The following is a 16758-nucleotide window of genomic DNA, read 5'->3' on the forward strand; positions in this document are numbered from 1 at the left end:
GAGTGACATACAAAAACTTTAAAGTTCTGTAAGAACACTCGGTATGGTACGGTTACGCTTACAGAACCTGTACACAAATCGCATAAAATCCAGGGTTTTTAACAATGTTAAAAAATAATAAAAAGCACAGCACATTCAAAATACAGATGTCAATACCATATAGTGTTTGCACCAAAATACAGGAGAAAAGAGATATATGGTCAATTAAAACGTGATATAGGGGAAATGCTCCGAAAATTGTGTGAACAAAAGGGAGTAGAAGTAATAGAAGCAGAAGCATGTCCTGACCATATACATATGCTGGTAAGTATTCCGCCATATTTAAGTATAGCACAATTCATGGGATTTCTCAAGGGAAAAAGCTCACTAATGATATTTGATAGGCATGCAAATTTAAAATATAAATATGGTTCAAGGAATTTTTGGTGTAGAGATTATTATGTTGATACAGTGGGACGGAAAAAAAGTAATTGCAGACTATATCCGAAATCAGCTTGAAGAAGATTATGCATCAGACCAGATTAGTCTGAAAGAGTATATGGACCCGTTTACGGGTAGCGAGAGAAAGTGGGCAAAAAAGACAGCCGCACGTGAGCGGCTGCCTGAGATAGTAATGCGGTGTCAGGCTTCAATGCCCCTTAGAGGGGTTAAGCCTGTAATTGTCCATTCCAGGGACTGTGCAAATCACCAGTTTACTGGTGGTTATGATTCGTGATTATAATAAGCGTTTATATATTCCTTTGGTGTCATACCGACATTCTTTTTGAAAGTACGGAAAAAATGTTCATAGCTTGAATATCCTGTTGCTATCTGCGCTTCCGCAACTGTAAATCCCTCACGAAAAAGTTGTTTTGCCTTTGTCATTCTCTGTAAAATAATATAATTGCTTATTTGCGTATTCGTATGCTTTTTGAAAATTCGTGATATATGATTAGGTGTTAAATAAAACTTTTCTGCAATATCCGTAAGATGAATATTCTCAACAAGGTGCGCGTTTATATACTTGATAATCTGATTGACCGTTTGCTGCGTTCCTGTAACTCTCTTTTCCACCTCGTCATTTTCAGCGTGAGTATAAATCAATCCGTCTATAATTTTCAGAATATCAAAAAATATTGATATTTCAGAAAAGGTATCGTTGTTTTTACAGGCGATAAAATCCTGCATACGATTAAGCAATAATGCTTTTTGTTTATCATCAAGAGTAATAACGATAGGTTTTTTTGTATCAGTAAAATAGCTGTATCTTTTATTGCCCGCTATAAAATTTTCAAGCCATTCCGTACTGATAGTTATAATATATCGCTTATACTCACAGTCAGGAAGTTGTGTAAACTGATGAATACAATATGACGGTATTATAAGCAGCGAATTTTCTTTGAGCGGCATTACATTATCACCGAGCAGTATATTTGACAGTGGTGTCAAACTTATATACAATTCAATCGCATTATGCGTATGTGGTGGCATTTGAATTGTAGGAATTTCATTCCTGTATATCACCTCAAATTTATTTTCAAACGAAGAATATCGGATAGTTTTATTCATACGTTCACCCCCTGCTTTTAGTATATCATATTGTGGAAATCAACGCAATATAAAAATGCGTGAATTTATCATAAAACAGGCATTATTTTGACATATACAAAATCAAGATGATGTTGTATAATAAAATTAACAATAAATTAAGAAATAATTTAAGGAGGCAGACCTATGAAATCAAAAGTTTTCAAACGTATTTTGTCCGCAATATTATCTATACAGATGATATGCGCATTTACTCCGGCTATTGTCTTAAATGCAAACGCGGAAGAATTGCAGATGTATCTCAATGAAGATTTTACATCGGAAAATAACAAATGGACGGGCAAGACAGAAAATATGGAAATCTTAACCGACGAGGAAATTCCGTATATGCGCTATACAGCAGCAGACACAGAACAAAAGATTACACGAAAGGTTGACAACACAATTTCCGGTGGCAGCGTATATGTCGCAGAATTTGATGTAAGATTTTCAGACGCAAATTCGGGTGTTGTAGAATTATACGGCGGCTCGAAGCTTGGCCCTACTGTCATTTTTGACGGAGAGAAAATAAAAACCAAATATGGTAATCCGTCAAACTACGATACTATGTATCAGGGTGCGGAAGCGAATAAATGGTATAATGTGAAATTTCTTGCAAACGGAACAACAAGTATGGTCGGCTATACTAAGGCGGCAGGTACAGACGAGAAAGCACAAGCGACAAAATCAGAAAAAGTAATCAGAAATTTAAAGAATACAATATTTTCACAATTTAATGTTACAAACAAAGTAAACGGCGAAAGCGATATACGCTCCGGCGCGGTTGACGTCAGAAATATGAAAGTATATAAACCTGCGCCGACGGAGGTTACTATCGGAGTAACAGACGATATAAGCAAGGTTTCTATTCCTGCCGAGGGAACAACAAAAACAGTAAACTATCTTGTCGCAGCGGCTTTGTTTAACGGCGTTGATTTATCAAGCTATGAACCGCTGTCAAAAGAATTAGTAAAGTTTGAGCTTTATAATTCAGATGATACAGAAAGTTTACAGGAGAATTTACCGACAGGCATAACATTAAATCCTGCGACAGGCATTTTAACTGTAAGCTCCGAAGCAGACGCGGGCGAATATAACGTAAGACTTTTAAGCTATGACGGCGCGGTATATGACAGCAAAAAAATTACCATAGCGCAGGCAGGCTCAGCGGCTTCTGTAAGTCTGATAAATCCAGCTGAAAAACTTCCGATACCAAATAACGGTACTGTCAGTACAGAATTTTTTGCACAATGCTATGACAAGGCAGGCAGCGAAGCATATGGAATACCGCTTAAATGGTCGCTTTTAAATGCTGACGAAACAGAATTAAACGATAGCGGAATAAGCATAGACGAAAACACAGGTGTTATTTCTTCAACTTCATCAGCAGCGGCAAGCTCTTTTAAGGTAAAGGTTGCATTAAAAGATAATCCAAATGTTTACGGAATTTCAGAAGAAATAGAAACATATAAAATGACTGCTTCTAAAATAGATATAATCGGAGCGGATATGTTACAAACCGCGTCGCAGGTAAGTGAAACCTATACAATAAAAATATTCGACCAATACGGAGCGGAAATGCCATCAGAGGAATTAAGCGGCTGGAACGCTGAAAATATGACAGACGGTATCACATTTGAAAACGGAGTGCTGACAGCCGCTGCAAACAGCGACAGCGACGTTATAATTAAGGCAACATCAGGCGATATAACCGCAAGCAAGACAGTAAGAGTATATAAGCCTGTATTATCAAAAATCGCCGTAGACGGTGATATGTCAATAGAAATACCGAAAAGCGGAAATAAGAGCTTTACATATACTGCAAAGGCATACGACCAAAAGGGCGTTGAAATTAAAGATACTGACTTTTCTTGGAGTATGGAAGCATATGACAATAACGGTATAACTTTTGACAGCGCAAGTGCGGCAGTAACAGCAGACAGCACAGCAACAGAACAGACTATAACTGTTACCGCTTCAACTGCTGATATAAACGGTAACTTAAAGGTTGTAGTTACAAAAAATCCGTTTACATACAAGCCTGTTGACGGCGGCTTTGAAATTGATAACGGAAACAAAAATTATACGCGTCCTATATATGCGGCGCATACAAACGATAATGGCGAAAACTCGTTCAGATATATCTATTATCTCGGCGACAGACCGAAATTGGTATTATCAAATGCGGGTACAGGCACAAGTTTTTTCCGTTTCGCTCATATGTTCCTTGGAATAAAGGACGGAAAATGGCTTGATGAAATGAGCAATATAACTGCAAGATATGTAAACGGACACGAGGAATATGTCATAAAAGACAGTTCCTTTGAGGGTGAAATAAAGCTGACATATACACGCTCGGACAAAATCGACGCTATGCTTGTAAAAGCGGAGCTTCCCGACAGTGTAAAGGATAAGCTGGTAGTTGCAGCGGCAGGCGGAAACCGAATAGACAGTAAACAGCCTACGGGTGGAAATTCAAGCGCACTTGAATTTAGTCCGTCTGATACAAATTCAACTGTTCCGACCTTTACTGATAATTCATTCAGTATCACAGGCTCATATGCTACAATAAGCGGCACATCAAATGTAAAAATGAATTATGCCGCAAAGGACTCGTCAATGTACAGTTCAGGAGTGGACGCGTTATTAACCTCAACAGCGGCAAATCAACCAATGGTAGTAGGTACGACTGACGGTAATACCGAGAATACAGTATATATGATGATTACAACGGATAGTCCGTCTGAAAACAAATATTTTAATGAATATCAGACAAACGCAAGAGAAATATTCAATGACAGCGTTAATTATTTTAAGGGAGTTGCGGAAACTATAAAAATTGATACTCCCGACCCGTACATCAATTCAGCTATGCGCGCTCAGGTTATGGCAATGGATAACATATGGGATAATCCTGTTATAACTCACGGGGCAATTGGCTGGCATAACGGACAAGGCGGCTGGCGCGGCGGCTATTGCTTTGTAAATGCAGGCTGGAGCGACAGAATAAAAACTAATATTCAAAATTATATTGCAAGACAGGAGAAAGATACAGGAAGAATATGGGCATATCCATCTCACGACGGACGCTATAATATGAGCCTTGTAATGGTAGACATTATAATGCAGTATTGGGATTGGACGGGAGATGACGCGTTCTTTTCAGAGGAGGGCGGATATGACTTTATCGCCGGACACCTGAAATTTATGGACGATTATATGCAGGTTCCCGGAACAAATTTATATGAAAATTGGCTTGATGCTTGGAATACCGATAATAAATGGAATAACGGCGGCACAGGCTCAATAGCCACAGCATATACTTGGAGAGCATATAATACAATGGCAAAAATCGCCGCAAAGCTTGGTAAGACAGACGACGCGGCAGCATATCAGACAAAGGCTGATTTAATCAAAAAGGAAATGAACGAGCAGCTTTGGAACGCTGACACAGGCGTATTTGGCGAGGTAAAGGAACGCTTTGGTTACGGCAGACTTAACACCGCGCCTGATTTATCTTCAATATACACTCCTGTTGATATGGGTATTGCGACTGATGAGCAGGTATATCAAATGATGAGATTTACCGATTACGCTGTTCCGAGTGTTGCAAACTTAGATAAAATTTGGGACAATATAGATTTTAAGTATTCTTCAAACAGACTGCCCGAATATTATTCGAGCGACGGATTGTATGTTGAGGAGGTTATGAATAATGCCCTTGCATATTTTGAAAACGGTCAGCGCGAAATGGGAATGAAACAGTTCAGAGCTTGTCTTGTTCCCCTTATGAAAGGAAGCTCGGCAGGTCAGGGAACTGTTCAGCATATCGTAAAAGCCGATTTATCAAATAATGGTCATATTGACTTTGCAGACTGCACATCCCAATATGCGAGAACAGCAGCAGAGGGTATATTCGGAATAAAAGTAAATGTTCCGGACTCAAAAGCTGATATAAAGCCAGGCTTCCCCGCAGATTGGAAATATGCGTCTATAAAAATGGACGCTGTAAGCTATGACTATAAATACGAAAATAACACAGATAAATTCAGCGTAACATCAAAAGAAAATTTAAGCTATGAAATGCACGTTCCGACAAGAAGCTCAAAAATTACAAGCGTTAAGGTAAACGGCACGGAGGTAACAGACTACACTGTTGATAATTTTGTGAATGTAAAAACTCCTGTCGGCAACAGCGCGGTTGTCGAGGTAACATACGCAAATGACGAAATCGCAAAAGTAGAAACGGAAGCTGTCGGCGGTAAAAACTCCGATTACACTGTTAAATCAAACGGTAAAATCACAGCGATTTCAGACCCGCAGAGCTTAATTACAAATACGGACGGTATCGGCACAGATACAATAACAGTAAAATTAGGCGAAAAGTCAGGACATCATACATTCTTTGTTACAGTAGAGAAAAACGATATGACCGCAGTGTTGCCTGTTGACCTTGAAATTAAGGACGCAGTTGAATTAACCGATATGGAAATTGTTACAGGCGCAAATGCAGGAATAAAAGTAAAGCTCACAAATAACACTGAAAAACAGCTTACATTAAACGCTGTATTGTCAACCGTAAGCGGAAAAGTTACAGAAGAAAATATAACAATAGCTGCAAAAGGCGCAAGCAATGAAATTCTTGTACCGATTGAAAATGAAACCGATTTAACACCCGGCAATAATAAGGTTACAGCAGTTTTAAGCGGAGATATAGACAATACAATTTACGGTGAAATTACCGCTTGGGATTTAAAGGATACCGTAACAAATACTGCGGAGCAGTATCAGACAATATCGCTTGACGGCGTTGTAAATCAGGATTTGAGAACACTTCACCAAAATACATATGACCTCACTTATGAGGGCAACGAGCATTACAGACTTGAAAGATTTTATTGGTCGTCTGACGCGGAAAGAACAGTTCTTCCGAACGGACGCGCTTGGTGGGAGCCGAACAGGGGCACGAACGGTGTTCCGAGCAGTCTTAATTTACCGTCAAGCGGCGGTGAATATACAACTAATATAGGTGTTCCGTTTAAAATTTCATCATCAGAGGGAAACAATGCGGCGTTTGTATCGCTGTATAATCAGTTCCCCGACAAGATGAATATTCCCGTTAATACAGACGGTTCAAAGATTTACTTTATGTTAAGCGTATCTACAAACAATATGCAGAGCAGAATTGAAAACGCGAGAATTACAGTCAATATGAAAGACGGAACAAAGGAGATACTTCCGCTTACAAACCCTGATAATATTGACGATTGGCTCAATTATCAGCAATCAAAACCGTATGCGGAAACGGGATATGTGCAAATGCTTGGCGACAAGGCACATTCAAATATTCTCGCTCTTGACTTTGGCAAGGTTAATCAAATAGAAAGCGTTGACTTTGAATGTCTTTCAAGCGAGGTCTTAGCAGGTCTGTTAGGAATAACAGTTGTAAAGGGAGAATTTGAAGAACCGTTCTCGGTTGGTGAAATAGAATTTGACAAAACAGAATTAACCGCAGGAGAAACAGTTACGGCAACTTCTGCTATAAAAAATAACGGTGAAACGGATATACCCGTAAATATGATGATTGCATTGTATGATGAAAACGGAACTTTAAAGGAATTGAAAACCGAAAAGCATACAGTAACGGCTAATAGTGCCAACGAATATAGCATTACATATTCAAATTCAGCGATTGAAAGCGGAGATTATATTAAAGCGTTCTTATGGAACAGTTTAGAGAATATGAAGCCGCTTACAGAAGCAAAGATTTTGCGTTAATTCTCTCTCTATATATATGTTAATTCTCTCTCTATATATATTCTATAAATGCCAATTCGGAATATTTCGGATTGGCATTTATAGTATAAGACTTCAAGGAGGATAATATGAAACTGATAAATAAAAACATAAATGTAATTACAATGAAATATCCCTCGTCGTGGCATAAAGCCTTGTGGCGCGAGGGTTTGGTGAGCGGTAACGGAAAAATAGGCGCAAATGTGTACGGCGGTACAAAACGCGAAAGTGTGCTTATAAATCACAGTGCTTTATGGACGGGTACGGAATGTAATCCTCTCCCTGATATAAGCGGAAGTCTGACAAAGACACGTCAAGCAATGGATAACAGAGATTTCAATACGGCAAATTGGATTTTAACAAATGCGCTTACAGAAAGCGGATATAACAATGAGCGCGGTTATCCGCTGCCACTTGCAGAACTTAATATGTCTTTTACAGGCTTTACAGGATTTTCTGATTATCTTCGCGCTGTCAATATGGAAACAGGCGAAGTAAGCTCACAATTTCGTGAAAAAGATGTGTGGGTAAAAAAAGATTTATTCGTATCACGAAAAGACGATATGATACTTCTTAGAATACAGGCAGATAAGCCTTTTTTGGACGCTGTATTTTCATTAGATGTTCCAACAGCTACCGACAGCTCCGACAAAACATATCAATATGTAAAGGAACATAGCCGTACTGAAATAGACAGTAATATTATCATTTATAAATCGCTTAATACCAATAAAAAACCATACGGTGCGGCGGTAAAAATCGAAAGTGCTGACGGTGATATTAAAAACATTGAAAATCGTATCAATGTAAATTGTGCGTCTGATATTCTTATTAAAATAAAGGTGTTTGTAAATGGCTGTCCTGATAAAGACAAGTTGAAATTTGAGAATAACAGCTATGAATATTATCTAAACCGTCATATTCCACTTCACAGTGCCTTGTATCATAGTGCGGAGCTTAACTTGTTTGAGAACAATGATTTATCGAATGAGGAACTTATGTTAAAAGCGTATAGCGGCAAATCTCCGAATGAGCTTATCGAAAAACTATGGCGGTACGGGCGGTATTTGTTTATATCGGGAAGTTCTAAGGACGGATTTCCGTTTTCTATGTACGGCTTATGGTGCGGAGATTATAAGGCTGTATGGAGCCATAATATGGCGAATGAAAATATACAGATGATGTATTGGCATACCAATATCGGCAATCTGGAGGAGCTTAACAAGGCATTATTAGACTATTATATAAGCAGACTTGACAGCTTTAAGGAGTGCGCCAAAAAACTTTACGGCTGCAATGGTATATTTATTCCGGCAGGAACAACACCGAATATGCCGCTGCCTTGTCAGCTTGTTCCTGTAATTATAAATTGGACGGGCGCAGCGGGTTGGCTGGCGCAGTATTATTATAAATATTATTCCTATACGGGAGATACCGAATATCTGCATAGTGTTGTTTTACCGTTTATGAAAGCGGCGGCGGATTTTTACGAGGATTTTATTGTGTTTGATAAAAACGGACATATAAAAATATATCCGAGTGTTTCGCCCGAAAATTCTCCTTTAAATTTTATTCCAAAAGACAATGTTGATATGGCGCACCCTATGACAAGCACGGTTAATTCCACTATGGATTTGGCGATAATCAAGGAATTGTTTACAAATTTAATAGAGTTATGCGTCGAGCATAATATATACGGCAACAAAATTAAAATATGGGAAAAAATTGTAAATTCCATTCCCGAATATAGCGTAAATAAAGACGGAGCCGTTAAGGAATGGCAGGACGATGATTTTGAGGACAGGTATTATCACAGGCATTTATCGCATATATATCCTGTTTTTCCGGGTGATGAAATAACAACAAACGACGATATGGTATCAGTATTTGAAAAGGCGGTTGATTTGAGAGATATTAGCGCACAAACAGGTTGGTCGCAGGCGCATATGGCGTCAATATATGCAAGATTTAATCGCGGTAATGATGCGATGGACTGCTTAAATAATCTCGTAAGAAGCTGTATGCAGACTAATTTTTTCACGCTGCATAATGATTGGCGGCGAATGGATTTGTCTTTGGAAATGGACTCTGCTGCTCCTATTCAGCTTGACGCAAGTATGGGATATGTAAACGCGGTTCAGGAAATGATTTTGTATTCATCAAAGAAATTGATAAAACTTCTTCCGGCTCTTAGCGATAATATGCAGCACGGAAAAATTACAGGCTGGAGATTTGAGGGCGGCACTATTGATATGGAATGGAATATACCTCAAAATGAGTTTAAAGCAGAATTAACAGCAAGCAAAACATTTAATATAATAATCGAACTGCCTCCATTTTGCGCGAATAATATGATTTGTAACAGTAAAAATATTATCTCACAAAACGGTAGAACGGTTGAGGTTAAATTAACAAAAGGTGATAAATTGATTTTAGGTAATAGTGAACGATTTACTAATGTACAGGAGATATGAATAGAGTAAAAAACGAGAAACCCATTTGCAGGTCTGATAAAAACTTTATTTATCAAAAAAATAGAATACTCTAATTCTATCTTTGCACCTATCAAGGCGAAAAATGACACTTTAACAGTAAATAACAATGAAAGCGTAATATTGTGTGTATTTATGACACATAGTATTACGCTTTTTTATTTTTATATGGCAGAAATTAAGAATAGTCAATTTTTTTATGATTTTATCTGTAAAATTTCTGTTATTTGTGCTTATATAATATATATTTTTTTATCGTGTGCAAATGGTACAAGCCCCCTATCCGTTATCCATAAAGCCGATTTTGAAATTTGATAACTCAAAAATTCAAAGTCGGAGGTTATAAAAACAAAAAAAGAATTGCTAATGATAAAGAAAATCATGCAGTTTTTTTAAATGTTCACGAGCCTATTATTGAGCGTGCAGTTTGGGAAAATTTACAGAATAAACGCAGTACGACAAGAAAGCGCAAAAAGGCAGATGGTGAAAAGAATATGTTTTCGGGTTTGCTGGTATGCGCCGATTGTTGCAGCAATTTATGGTATCATTTCAATCAGGCAAATCACGATATTAAGTATTTTAACTGTTCAGGATATAATAAAGGCGGCAGAAAGGTTTGCTCATCAACTCACTATATCCGTGTAGATTTTTTAGAACAAGTTGTATTGGGTGAAATTAGACGATTGACGAAGTTTGCAACACAATATGAAACGGAATTTGCTCAAATAGTTATGGGACATTCTATAAAGGCAGCAGAACAGGAGCAGCGAATGAAGCAGAAAGAATTAAACTCTTTGATGGTACGAGAAAAAGAGCTTGATACTCTTTTTGAAAAAATTTATGAAGATAATGTTTCAGGTAAAATATCTGATGAACGATTTTCAAAGTTATCTGTCAAGTATGATACTGAACAAAAAGAGCTTAATATTCGTGTAAAAGAGTTAGAAGATGAACTCGCAAAAAAACAAAACAAGTCTGTTTCGACTGATATGTTTATAACATCTGTCAGGAAATACACAAGAGCAAGAAAATTGACAACGAAAATGCTGAATGAGTTAATTGAAAAAATAGAAGTCTATCAGGCCGAAGAAATTGACGGTAAACGAATACAACGGTTGAAAATCCACTATAACTGTATAGGGAGTATTGATGAGATACCGAATATTGATAAATTACCTGAAAATAATGTATCTGTACACACACGACAAGGTGTAGACATTCACTATGCGGCGTGTGCAGGATAAATAAAAAAAGAGTGTTCTTAAAAAACCGTTCAGGTTCTGTAAAAACACTCGTAATGGTGCAGATGAAGGGACTTGAACCCCCACGTCGGTGACACTAGATCCTAAGTCTAGCGCGTCTGCCAATTCCGCCACATCTGCAAACAACATAATACATTATAGCAGTGAAAAGTTGATTTGTCAATACTTTTTTATAAAAAAATTAAATTTTTTTATTCTTTCAACATATTATGCGTTTTATCAATGATAAAAGTCATAGCGGACGGCATAACATTTATGACGGTATGTTTAGGATTGCCGCCGTATTCGCCGTCAAGGGTCCATTTAATATTCTCATCACATTCAAATTCAAAATACGAAGATTTTACAAACCAATATTCATCGCCGGAATTTTCGCCACGCATAAGATTAATAAGAATATTTTGAAATTCGATAAGATTAGTCGGACGTTTAAAAACGAGCATTTCAAACAATCCGTCATTCAAATCTACATTTTTAAGTTGTTTTGTTTTATGCAATCCCGCAACGGAGGTTGCGTTTAAAATCATACATAGGAATATATCGCCTTCAAATTCGCCGTTATCGTATTTTATTTTAACGTGATAAGACGGAAGGGAAGAAAGCCGTTTCATACCCTCCAAAACATATGCGGTATGACCGAGAATGTTTTTTGTTTCCTGCGGTGTATCATAAGGAACATCAGTAAATGCGCCGAATGCGGCAACATAGTTAAAAGTCGTACTGTTAAACTTACCGATATCGCATTTAAACGGAACGCCGTTTATGGCAATATCGGACGACTTCGCTATACTTTTCGGCAATTCAAGAGTAGAGGCAAAGTCGTTTGTTGTGCCTGTTGGAATATATCCAAGACAAGGTCTTTTGTCGGCGTCAAATTCCATAAGTCCTTTTACTGCTTCATTTAAAGTACCGTCGCCGCCTGATACAACAATTCGGTCAAACTTATCACCGTTATTTTTTATATAATTGTAAGCGTCCAAACGTTCTTGAGTCGGACGGACTGTAATGTCATATTCGGCTTTGGCAAATTTATCGAGAATATCAAGAAGATGATTTTTTATTTGCCCTTTACCTGAATGTGGATTAAAAATAAAAAGCATTTTCTTTGTCATAGAAATCACCTCAAACTTTTAAGTATTTTATAGATAAATTATACCTTTTTAAAAGAAAATAGTCAAGAAAATACTTGCTATTAATGTAGTTTGCGTGTATAATATTACTATTATACAACAAATAGGAGGGGAAATAATTGCATATAGTAAAGGAAAAGAGATTTTATATTAATCTGCTCACAATAACAATACCGATTGCACTGCAAAATCTTATCAGTTTTGCGACAAGTATGATGGATACGATTATGTTGGGACGAGCAGACGATACGGGTGTGTTTTTGTCAGCATCATCGCTTGCAAATCAGCCGTTTTTCATTTTATCGCTTGTCTGTTTCGGCTTGGCGGGTGCATCAACGGTACTTAGTGCGCAATATTGGGGAAAACGTGATACTGCGTCAATACGGTCGATTTATTCGATTATATTAAAAGTTGCGTTTGTCATTTCAACACTTATGGCACTTGCGGTACTTATATTTCCGCAAGCCGTGATGGGGATATATTCAAACAATGATGAAATAATCGCGGCAGGAATATCATATCTGCGTATTATCGGTTTTGCATATATTTTGTTTGGTCTAAGCAATACGATGATATGCTGTATAAGAAGTATAGAGCTTGTGAAAATATCTGTTGTGGTAAATATTACATCGTTCTGTACAAACGTATTTTTGAATTGGGTGCTTATTTTCGGTAATCTCGGAGCACCGGCGCTGGGTATTCGCGGTGCGGCGATTGCAACGCTCACAGCAAGAATACTTGAATTTTTGATAGTAAGTATATACATTTTCTGCATTGACAAACGTCTTAATTTTAAACCTAAGCATTTGTTTTTGTTTGACAAGATATTTGCGCTTGACTTGTTTCAACACGGATTGCCTGTATTTATAAATGAAGTTATGTGGTCGCTCGGTGTATCGGCACAAGCGGCAATACTCGGACACATTAAATATTCAGCCGGTGACCCCGTTGCAGCCAATTCAATCGCGTCAATGGTGCAACAGCTTTCAACGGTTGTTATATTCGGTATCGCTAATGCGGCAGGAATTATAATAGGTAAATCTATCGGTTCGGGAAAAATCGAAAGGGCAAAGGTTGAAGCAAAAACATTAAAATATTTAAGCTATGTTATCGGCGTTATTGCCTGCGGAGTTATATTGCTTTTGAAGAATTTTGTTATCAATTTCTACACAATTCCGCCCGAAACAAAGGCACTTGCAAATGAATTGATGGTAACGATTGCGTTCATAACTATATTTGTATCGGTTTCATCTGTTACGATTGTCGGAATACTTCGCGGTGGAGGAGATACAAGATTTTGTATGTTTGCGGAAATTATTACGCTTTGGTGTGTTGCAACACCGCTTGCACTGATAGGTTCACTTTTAAGGTTGCCTGTACCGCTTGTACTGATTTTGATGAAAAGTGATGAGCCGTTAAAAAGTTTGGTGGCGGTCATTCGTATAAATAAAAATAAATGGATAAAATCGCTTGCAAGAGATTTTAACAGGGAGGAAGTATAATGAGAATACTCGGAATAGATTACGGTGACGCAAGAGTGGGAATTGCGGTAAGTGATTTGCTCGGCTTTATGGCACAAGGCGTAAGAACGATAAAAAACAGAGGTACCGAAAAATTACTGACCGAATTAAAGGAAATACTTGACGAATACAAACCCGAAAAAATAGTTATCGGTCTGCCGAAAAATATGGACGGAAGTGAGGGGTTTCGTGTTGACGCAACGCACGAATTTGCCGACGCACTTAAAACAATATATGACGGCGAAATTGTATTTTGGGATGAAAGACTTTCGTCTGTCGGTGCGGCAAGGTTTCTGAATGAAACAAATACACGTGGAAAAAAACGAAAAGATGTATTGGATACCGTTGCGGCGTGCATAATACTTGACGGATATTTAAGTTCGCAAAAAAATAAATAGATTGACATTTCAAGTGGTATATATTACAATATAAATAGTTAAAATAAATAACGGAAAGAGAAAGGAATTTTTATAATGGAAAATAACATAATAATGCTTGAAGACGAACACGGTTGTATGATTGAATTTGAAACAATCGATGTATTTGAATTTGAAGGTGTAACATATTTCGCACTTCTTGAAGTTCTTCCTGAAGGTCAGGAAAATGATGAAGTTCTTATTATGCAGGTTGAGGGTGACGTTGAGTCAGAAGAGGCTGAGCTTGTAATGGTTGAGGATGAGGCAAGACTTGAGGCTGCATTTAATGAATTTTTAAGACGTGATGAGGAAATGGCAAACGAAGAATAATATCGGCAAAACCATAGAGGTAATGTCAAAATAATTCGTTTTGTAAGTTTTTTTGAAAAACTATAAATTTCCTATTGAAATTTTGTTCATTATGTGCTATTATAATAACAGAAAAACAAAATAGCTAATTACCCTGAGATTTCGCGTTTAAAAGTCTTTTTTTTACCAACACTTCTTAAAAGGGATATTATCTCCGTTTATGGCGTATACGCCTCCGTTCCTTCGGGAATGCCAGTGGACATATAAAGTAAACGGGATTTAGCCCACCTGCATGAGCAGGTAGAAACTCGACTTTAACTGACGGTTATTTTGGGGTTTTTTTATTGCCTGTTTTTTTATTGACAATACAATATTGAAATGATATAATTAAATATGTATATTTATGATAAAAATTACTTCGGAGGATATTAATGATAACAGGAAAACAAAGAGCGTATTTAAGAAAAATGGCGCATCAGCTTGAACCTATATTCCAAATAGGCAAAGAAGGTGTTACCGACGCATTTATTGACGGACTTAACAAAGCACTTACAAAACGTGAAATTGTAAAGGTGCATATACTTGAAACTGCAATGCTTGATACTCGCGACACCTGCAATTACGTTGCGGAACGTCTTGGAGCTGAGCCGGTGCAGGCAATCGGAAATAAGTTTATAATTTATCGTAAATCCGATGAAGAAAAATACAGAAAAATCGAGTTGCCGAGAAAATGAAAATAGGAATAATGGGCGGTACGTTCAATCCTATCCATAACGCACATCTCTTAATTGCGGAAATGGCAAGGGAGGAATACGGACTTGACCGTGTGATATTTATAACGGACGGCAATCCGCCTCATAAGAGTGCGAACGTTACGGCAAAACAACGCTTTGAAATGACGCATATTGCCATAGCGGATAACAGTGCTTTTGAGGAGGACGATTTTGAAATTAATCGCAGTGAAAAATCGTATACGGTAAACACGCTTGGATATTTAAAAGAAAAATATCCGAATAACGATTTGTTTTTTATAATCGGTGAAGATTCGCTTAATGATTTTAATAAGTGGTACAAGCCCGATAAAATACTTGAAATGTGTTCATTGCTTGTATTTCCGAGAAAATCGCTAAAGTCGCTTACGGAAACGATAAAGGCCGTAAAAGAAAAAATGAACGGTCGGATATTTCCTATATCAGCACCCGTTTTTAGAATATCTTCAACGGATATAAGAAACAGAGTGAAAAACGGTCAGACGGTAAGATATATGCTGCCTGAAAATGTTAGAGATTATATAAATAAGTATCATCTTTATAAGGAAAATGAAAATGATAGATAATTACAAGAATAAATTAAAGAGTACGCTAAGCGAAAAACGATATAAGCACAGCCTTGGAGTGTGTGACGAAGCGGTAAAGCTTGCCGAAAAGTACGGTGCAGATACCGAAAAAGCATACACAGCCGGAATTTTGCATGATTGTGCAAAGGGTTATGACACAGACGAACAGATAAAACTTTGTCAAAAGTACGGTGTTGTGCTTGATGATATAACGCTTGCGTGTAAGCCTGTCATTCACGCACCGCTCGGTGCAAAAATTGCAAAGGCTGAGTACGGAGTGAACGACAAAGACGTGCTTGACGCGATAATGTGCCACACGGTCGCAAAGGAGAATATGTCGCTTTTGGATAAGATAATCTATATTGCGGATATGATTGAGCCTATGCGTGATTTTGACGGAGTGGAGGAGCTTAGGAAAGCGGCGTACGAAAATATTGACAGGGCATTTATTCTTGGACTTAAACAAAGCATTGTATTTAATGCACAGAAAAATAAAATAATACACCCCAATACATTATCGGCATGGAATTATATGCTGATGAACGGAAAATAAAAGGAGGGACACTAAATGACTAAGGTTGAAATTATTCAAAAGGCACTTGAAGATAAGAAAGCGACAAATATAGAAGTGCTTGACGTTGCAGAACAGACATCTCTTGCGGATTACTTTGTTGTTGCGTCTTGTCAGTCGACGGTACAGGTAAGAGCGTGTGTTGATGAAATTGAAGAAAAGCTTGAAGAGGCAGGCTTTGAGATAAATCATAAAGAGGGTTACAGAGGCGGCAGCTGGATTTTGGTTGACTGCGGTGACGTAATCGTTCACGTTATGCAGCACGAAATGCGTGAATTTTATGCTATCGAACGTCTTTGGGACGATGTCGGTAACGTAGACGAATCAGAAGAAGAATAAATTTTAAAGGAGCAAATATAC

Annotated in this window: 12 protein-coding genes, 1 tRNA gene, 1 other RNA gene and 1 pseudogene; 12 read left to right on the forward strand and 3 right to left on the reverse strand. The window is 37.6% G+C overall.

Going from position 1 to position 16758, the window contains the following annotated elements:
* Nucleotides 1-114: 114 nt before the first annotated feature.
* Nucleotides 115-568 (forward strand): annotated as a pseudogene (gene tnpA, locus LKE05_RS09785) (IS200/IS605 family transposase); the annotation flags it as partial.
* 134 nt (nucleotides 569-702) lie between these two features.
* Here the strand turns inward: tnpA and LKE05_RS09790 are convergent.
* Entirely contained in the window at nucleotides 703-1548 is an 846-nt protein-coding gene (locus LKE05_RS09790; RefSeq protein WP_308456699.1) for a helix-turn-helix transcriptional regulator, read from the reverse strand.
* Nucleotides 1549-1713: 165 nt separating this feature from the next.
* On the opposite strand from LKE05_RS09790, the gene LKE05_RS09795 reads away from it, so the two are divergent.
* The 3 genes from LKE05_RS09795 (at nucleotide 1714) to LKE05_RS09805 (ending at nucleotide 11098) form a co-directional block, all read left to right on the forward strand.
* Nucleotides 1714-7344 (forward strand): MGH1-like glycoside hydrolase domain-containing protein, encoded by a 5631-nt coding sequence (locus tag LKE05_RS09795; RefSeq protein WP_308456700.1) that lies wholly within the window; start codon nucleotides 1714-1716, stop codon nucleotides 7342-7344.
* Nucleotides 7345-7451: 107 nt separating this feature from the next.
* Nucleotides 7452-9836 (forward strand): glycosyl hydrolase family 95 catalytic domain-containing protein, encoded by a 2385-nt coding sequence (locus LKE05_RS09800; RefSeq protein WP_308456701.1) that lies wholly within the window; start codon nucleotides 7452-7454, stop codon nucleotides 9834-9836.
* A 329-nt stretch (nucleotides 9837-10165) separates the two neighbouring features.
* Nucleotides 10166-11098 carry a DUF4368 domain-containing protein gene (locus tag LKE05_RS09805; RefSeq protein ID WP_308456702.1) on the forward strand — a complete coding sequence of 311 codons (933 nt, stop codon included), beginning with the start codon at nucleotides 10166-10168 and terminating at the stop codon, nucleotides 11096-11098.
* 54 nt (nucleotides 11099-11152) lie between these two features.
* Here the strand turns inward: LKE05_RS09805 and LKE05_RS09810 are convergent.
* Together LKE05_RS09810 and LKE05_RS09815 are read right to left on the reverse strand one after the other, a co-directional pair.
* A tRNA-Leu gene (locus LKE05_RS09810) sits at nucleotides 11153-11236 on the reverse strand.
* Between the two features lie 71 nt (nucleotides 11237-11307).
* Entirely contained in the window at nucleotides 11308-12228 is a 921-nt protein-coding gene (locus tag LKE05_RS09815) for a diacylglycerol/lipid kinase family protein (protein WP_022230098.1), read from the reverse strand.
* A gap of 137 nt (nucleotides 12229-12365) precedes the next feature.
* On the opposite strand from LKE05_RS09815, the gene LKE05_RS09820 reads away from it, so the two are divergent.
* The 8 genes from LKE05_RS09820 (at nucleotide 12366) to rsfS (ending at nucleotide 16737) form a co-directional block, all read left to right on the forward strand.
* Complete coding sequence (locus tag LKE05_RS09820) at nucleotides 12366-13748, forward strand: MATE family efflux transporter (RefSeq protein WP_022230099.1); 1383 nt, start codon at nucleotides 12366-12368, stop codon at nucleotides 13746-13748.
* A complete protein-coding gene (ruvX, locus tag LKE05_RS09825) occupies nucleotides 13748-14164 on the forward strand; it encodes a Holliday junction resolvase RuvX (RefSeq protein ID WP_022230100.1) in 417 nt (138 codons plus the stop codon). The genes LKE05_RS09820 and ruvX overlap by 1 nt, the downstream gene beginning before the upstream one ends.
* A 75-nt stretch (nucleotides 14165-14239) precedes the next feature.
* Nucleotides 14240-14512: a DUF1292 domain-containing protein gene (locus tag LKE05_RS09830; protein ID WP_022230101.1), complete on the forward strand. Its 273-nt coding sequence runs from the start codon at nucleotides 14240-14242 to the stop codon at nucleotides 14510-14512.
* Nucleotides 14513-14639: 127 nt separating this feature from the next.
* Nucleotides 14640-14832, forward strand: a non-coding RNA gene (ssrS, locus tag LKE05_RS09835) — 6S RNA.
* Between the two features lie 90 nt (nucleotides 14833-14922).
* Nucleotides 14923-15225, forward strand: coding sequence for a ribosome assembly RNA-binding protein YhbY (yhbY, locus tag LKE05_RS09840; RefSeq protein ID WP_022230102.1), 303 nt, complete (start codon nucleotides 14923-14925; stop codon nucleotides 15223-15225).
* Nucleotides 15222-15827: a nicotinate-nucleotide adenylyltransferase gene (nadD, locus tag LKE05_RS09845; protein WP_308456703.1), complete on the forward strand. Its 606-nt coding sequence runs from the start codon at nucleotides 15222-15224 to the stop codon at nucleotides 15825-15827. Before yhbY ends, nadD begins: the two co-directional genes overlap by 4 nt.
* Nucleotides 15817-16380, forward strand: a complete 564-nt coding sequence (gene yqeK, locus LKE05_RS09850; protein WP_308456704.1) for a bis(5'-nucleosyl)-tetraphosphatase (symmetrical) YqeK — start codon at nucleotides 15817-15819, stop codon at nucleotides 16378-16380. Before nadD ends, yqeK begins: the two co-directional genes overlap by 11 nt.
* Nucleotides 16381-16395: 15 nt before the next feature.
* Nucleotides 16396-16737, forward strand: coding sequence for a ribosome silencing factor (gene rsfS, locus LKE05_RS09855; protein ID WP_022230105.1), 342 nt, complete (start codon nucleotides 16396-16398; stop codon nucleotides 16735-16737).
* Nucleotides 16738-16758 lie beyond the last annotated feature (21 nt).

The organism is Hominilimicola fabiformis (genome assembly GCF_020687385.1).
Lineage (GTDB): Bacteria > Bacillota > Clostridia > UBA1381 > UBA1381 > Hominilimicola > Hominilimicola fabiformis.

Coding starts and splice junctions, on each gene's coding strand:
- LKE05_RS09830 (WP_022230101.1), top strand. CDS start 14,240: ATGGAAAATAACATAATAATGCTTGAAGACGAACACGGTTGTATGATT.
- yhbY (WP_022230102.1), top strand. CDS start 14,923: ATGATAACAGGAAAACAAAGAGCGTATTTAAGAAAAATGGCGCATCAG.
- rsfS (WP_022230105.1), top strand. CDS start 16,396: ATGACTAAGGTTGAAATTATTCAAAAGGCACTTGAAGATAAGAAAGCG.
- LKE05_RS09795 (WP_308456700.1), top strand. CDS start 1,714: ATGAAATCAAAAGTTTTCAAACGTATTTTGTCCGCAATATTATCTATA.
- LKE05_RS09800 (WP_308456701.1), top strand. CDS start 7,452: ATGAAACTGATAAATAAAAACATAAATGTAATTACAATGAAATATCCC.
- nadD (WP_308456703.1), top strand. CDS start 15,222: ATGAAAATAGGAATAATGGGCGGTACGTTCAATCCTATCCATAACGCA.
- yqeK (WP_308456704.1), top strand. CDS start 15,817: ATGATAGATAATTACAAGAATAAATTAAAGAGTACGCTAAGCGAAAAA.
- LKE05_RS09815 (WP_022230098.1), bottom strand. CDS start 12,228: ATGACAAAGAAAATGCTTTTTATTTTTAATCCACATTCAGGTAAAGGG.
- ruvX (WP_022230100.1), top strand. CDS start 13,748: ATGAGAATACTCGGAATAGATTACGGTGACGCAAGAGTGGGAATTGCG.
- LKE05_RS09790 (WP_308456699.1), bottom strand. CDS start 1,548: ATGAATAAAACTATCCGATATTCTTCGTTTGAAAATAAATTTGAGGTG.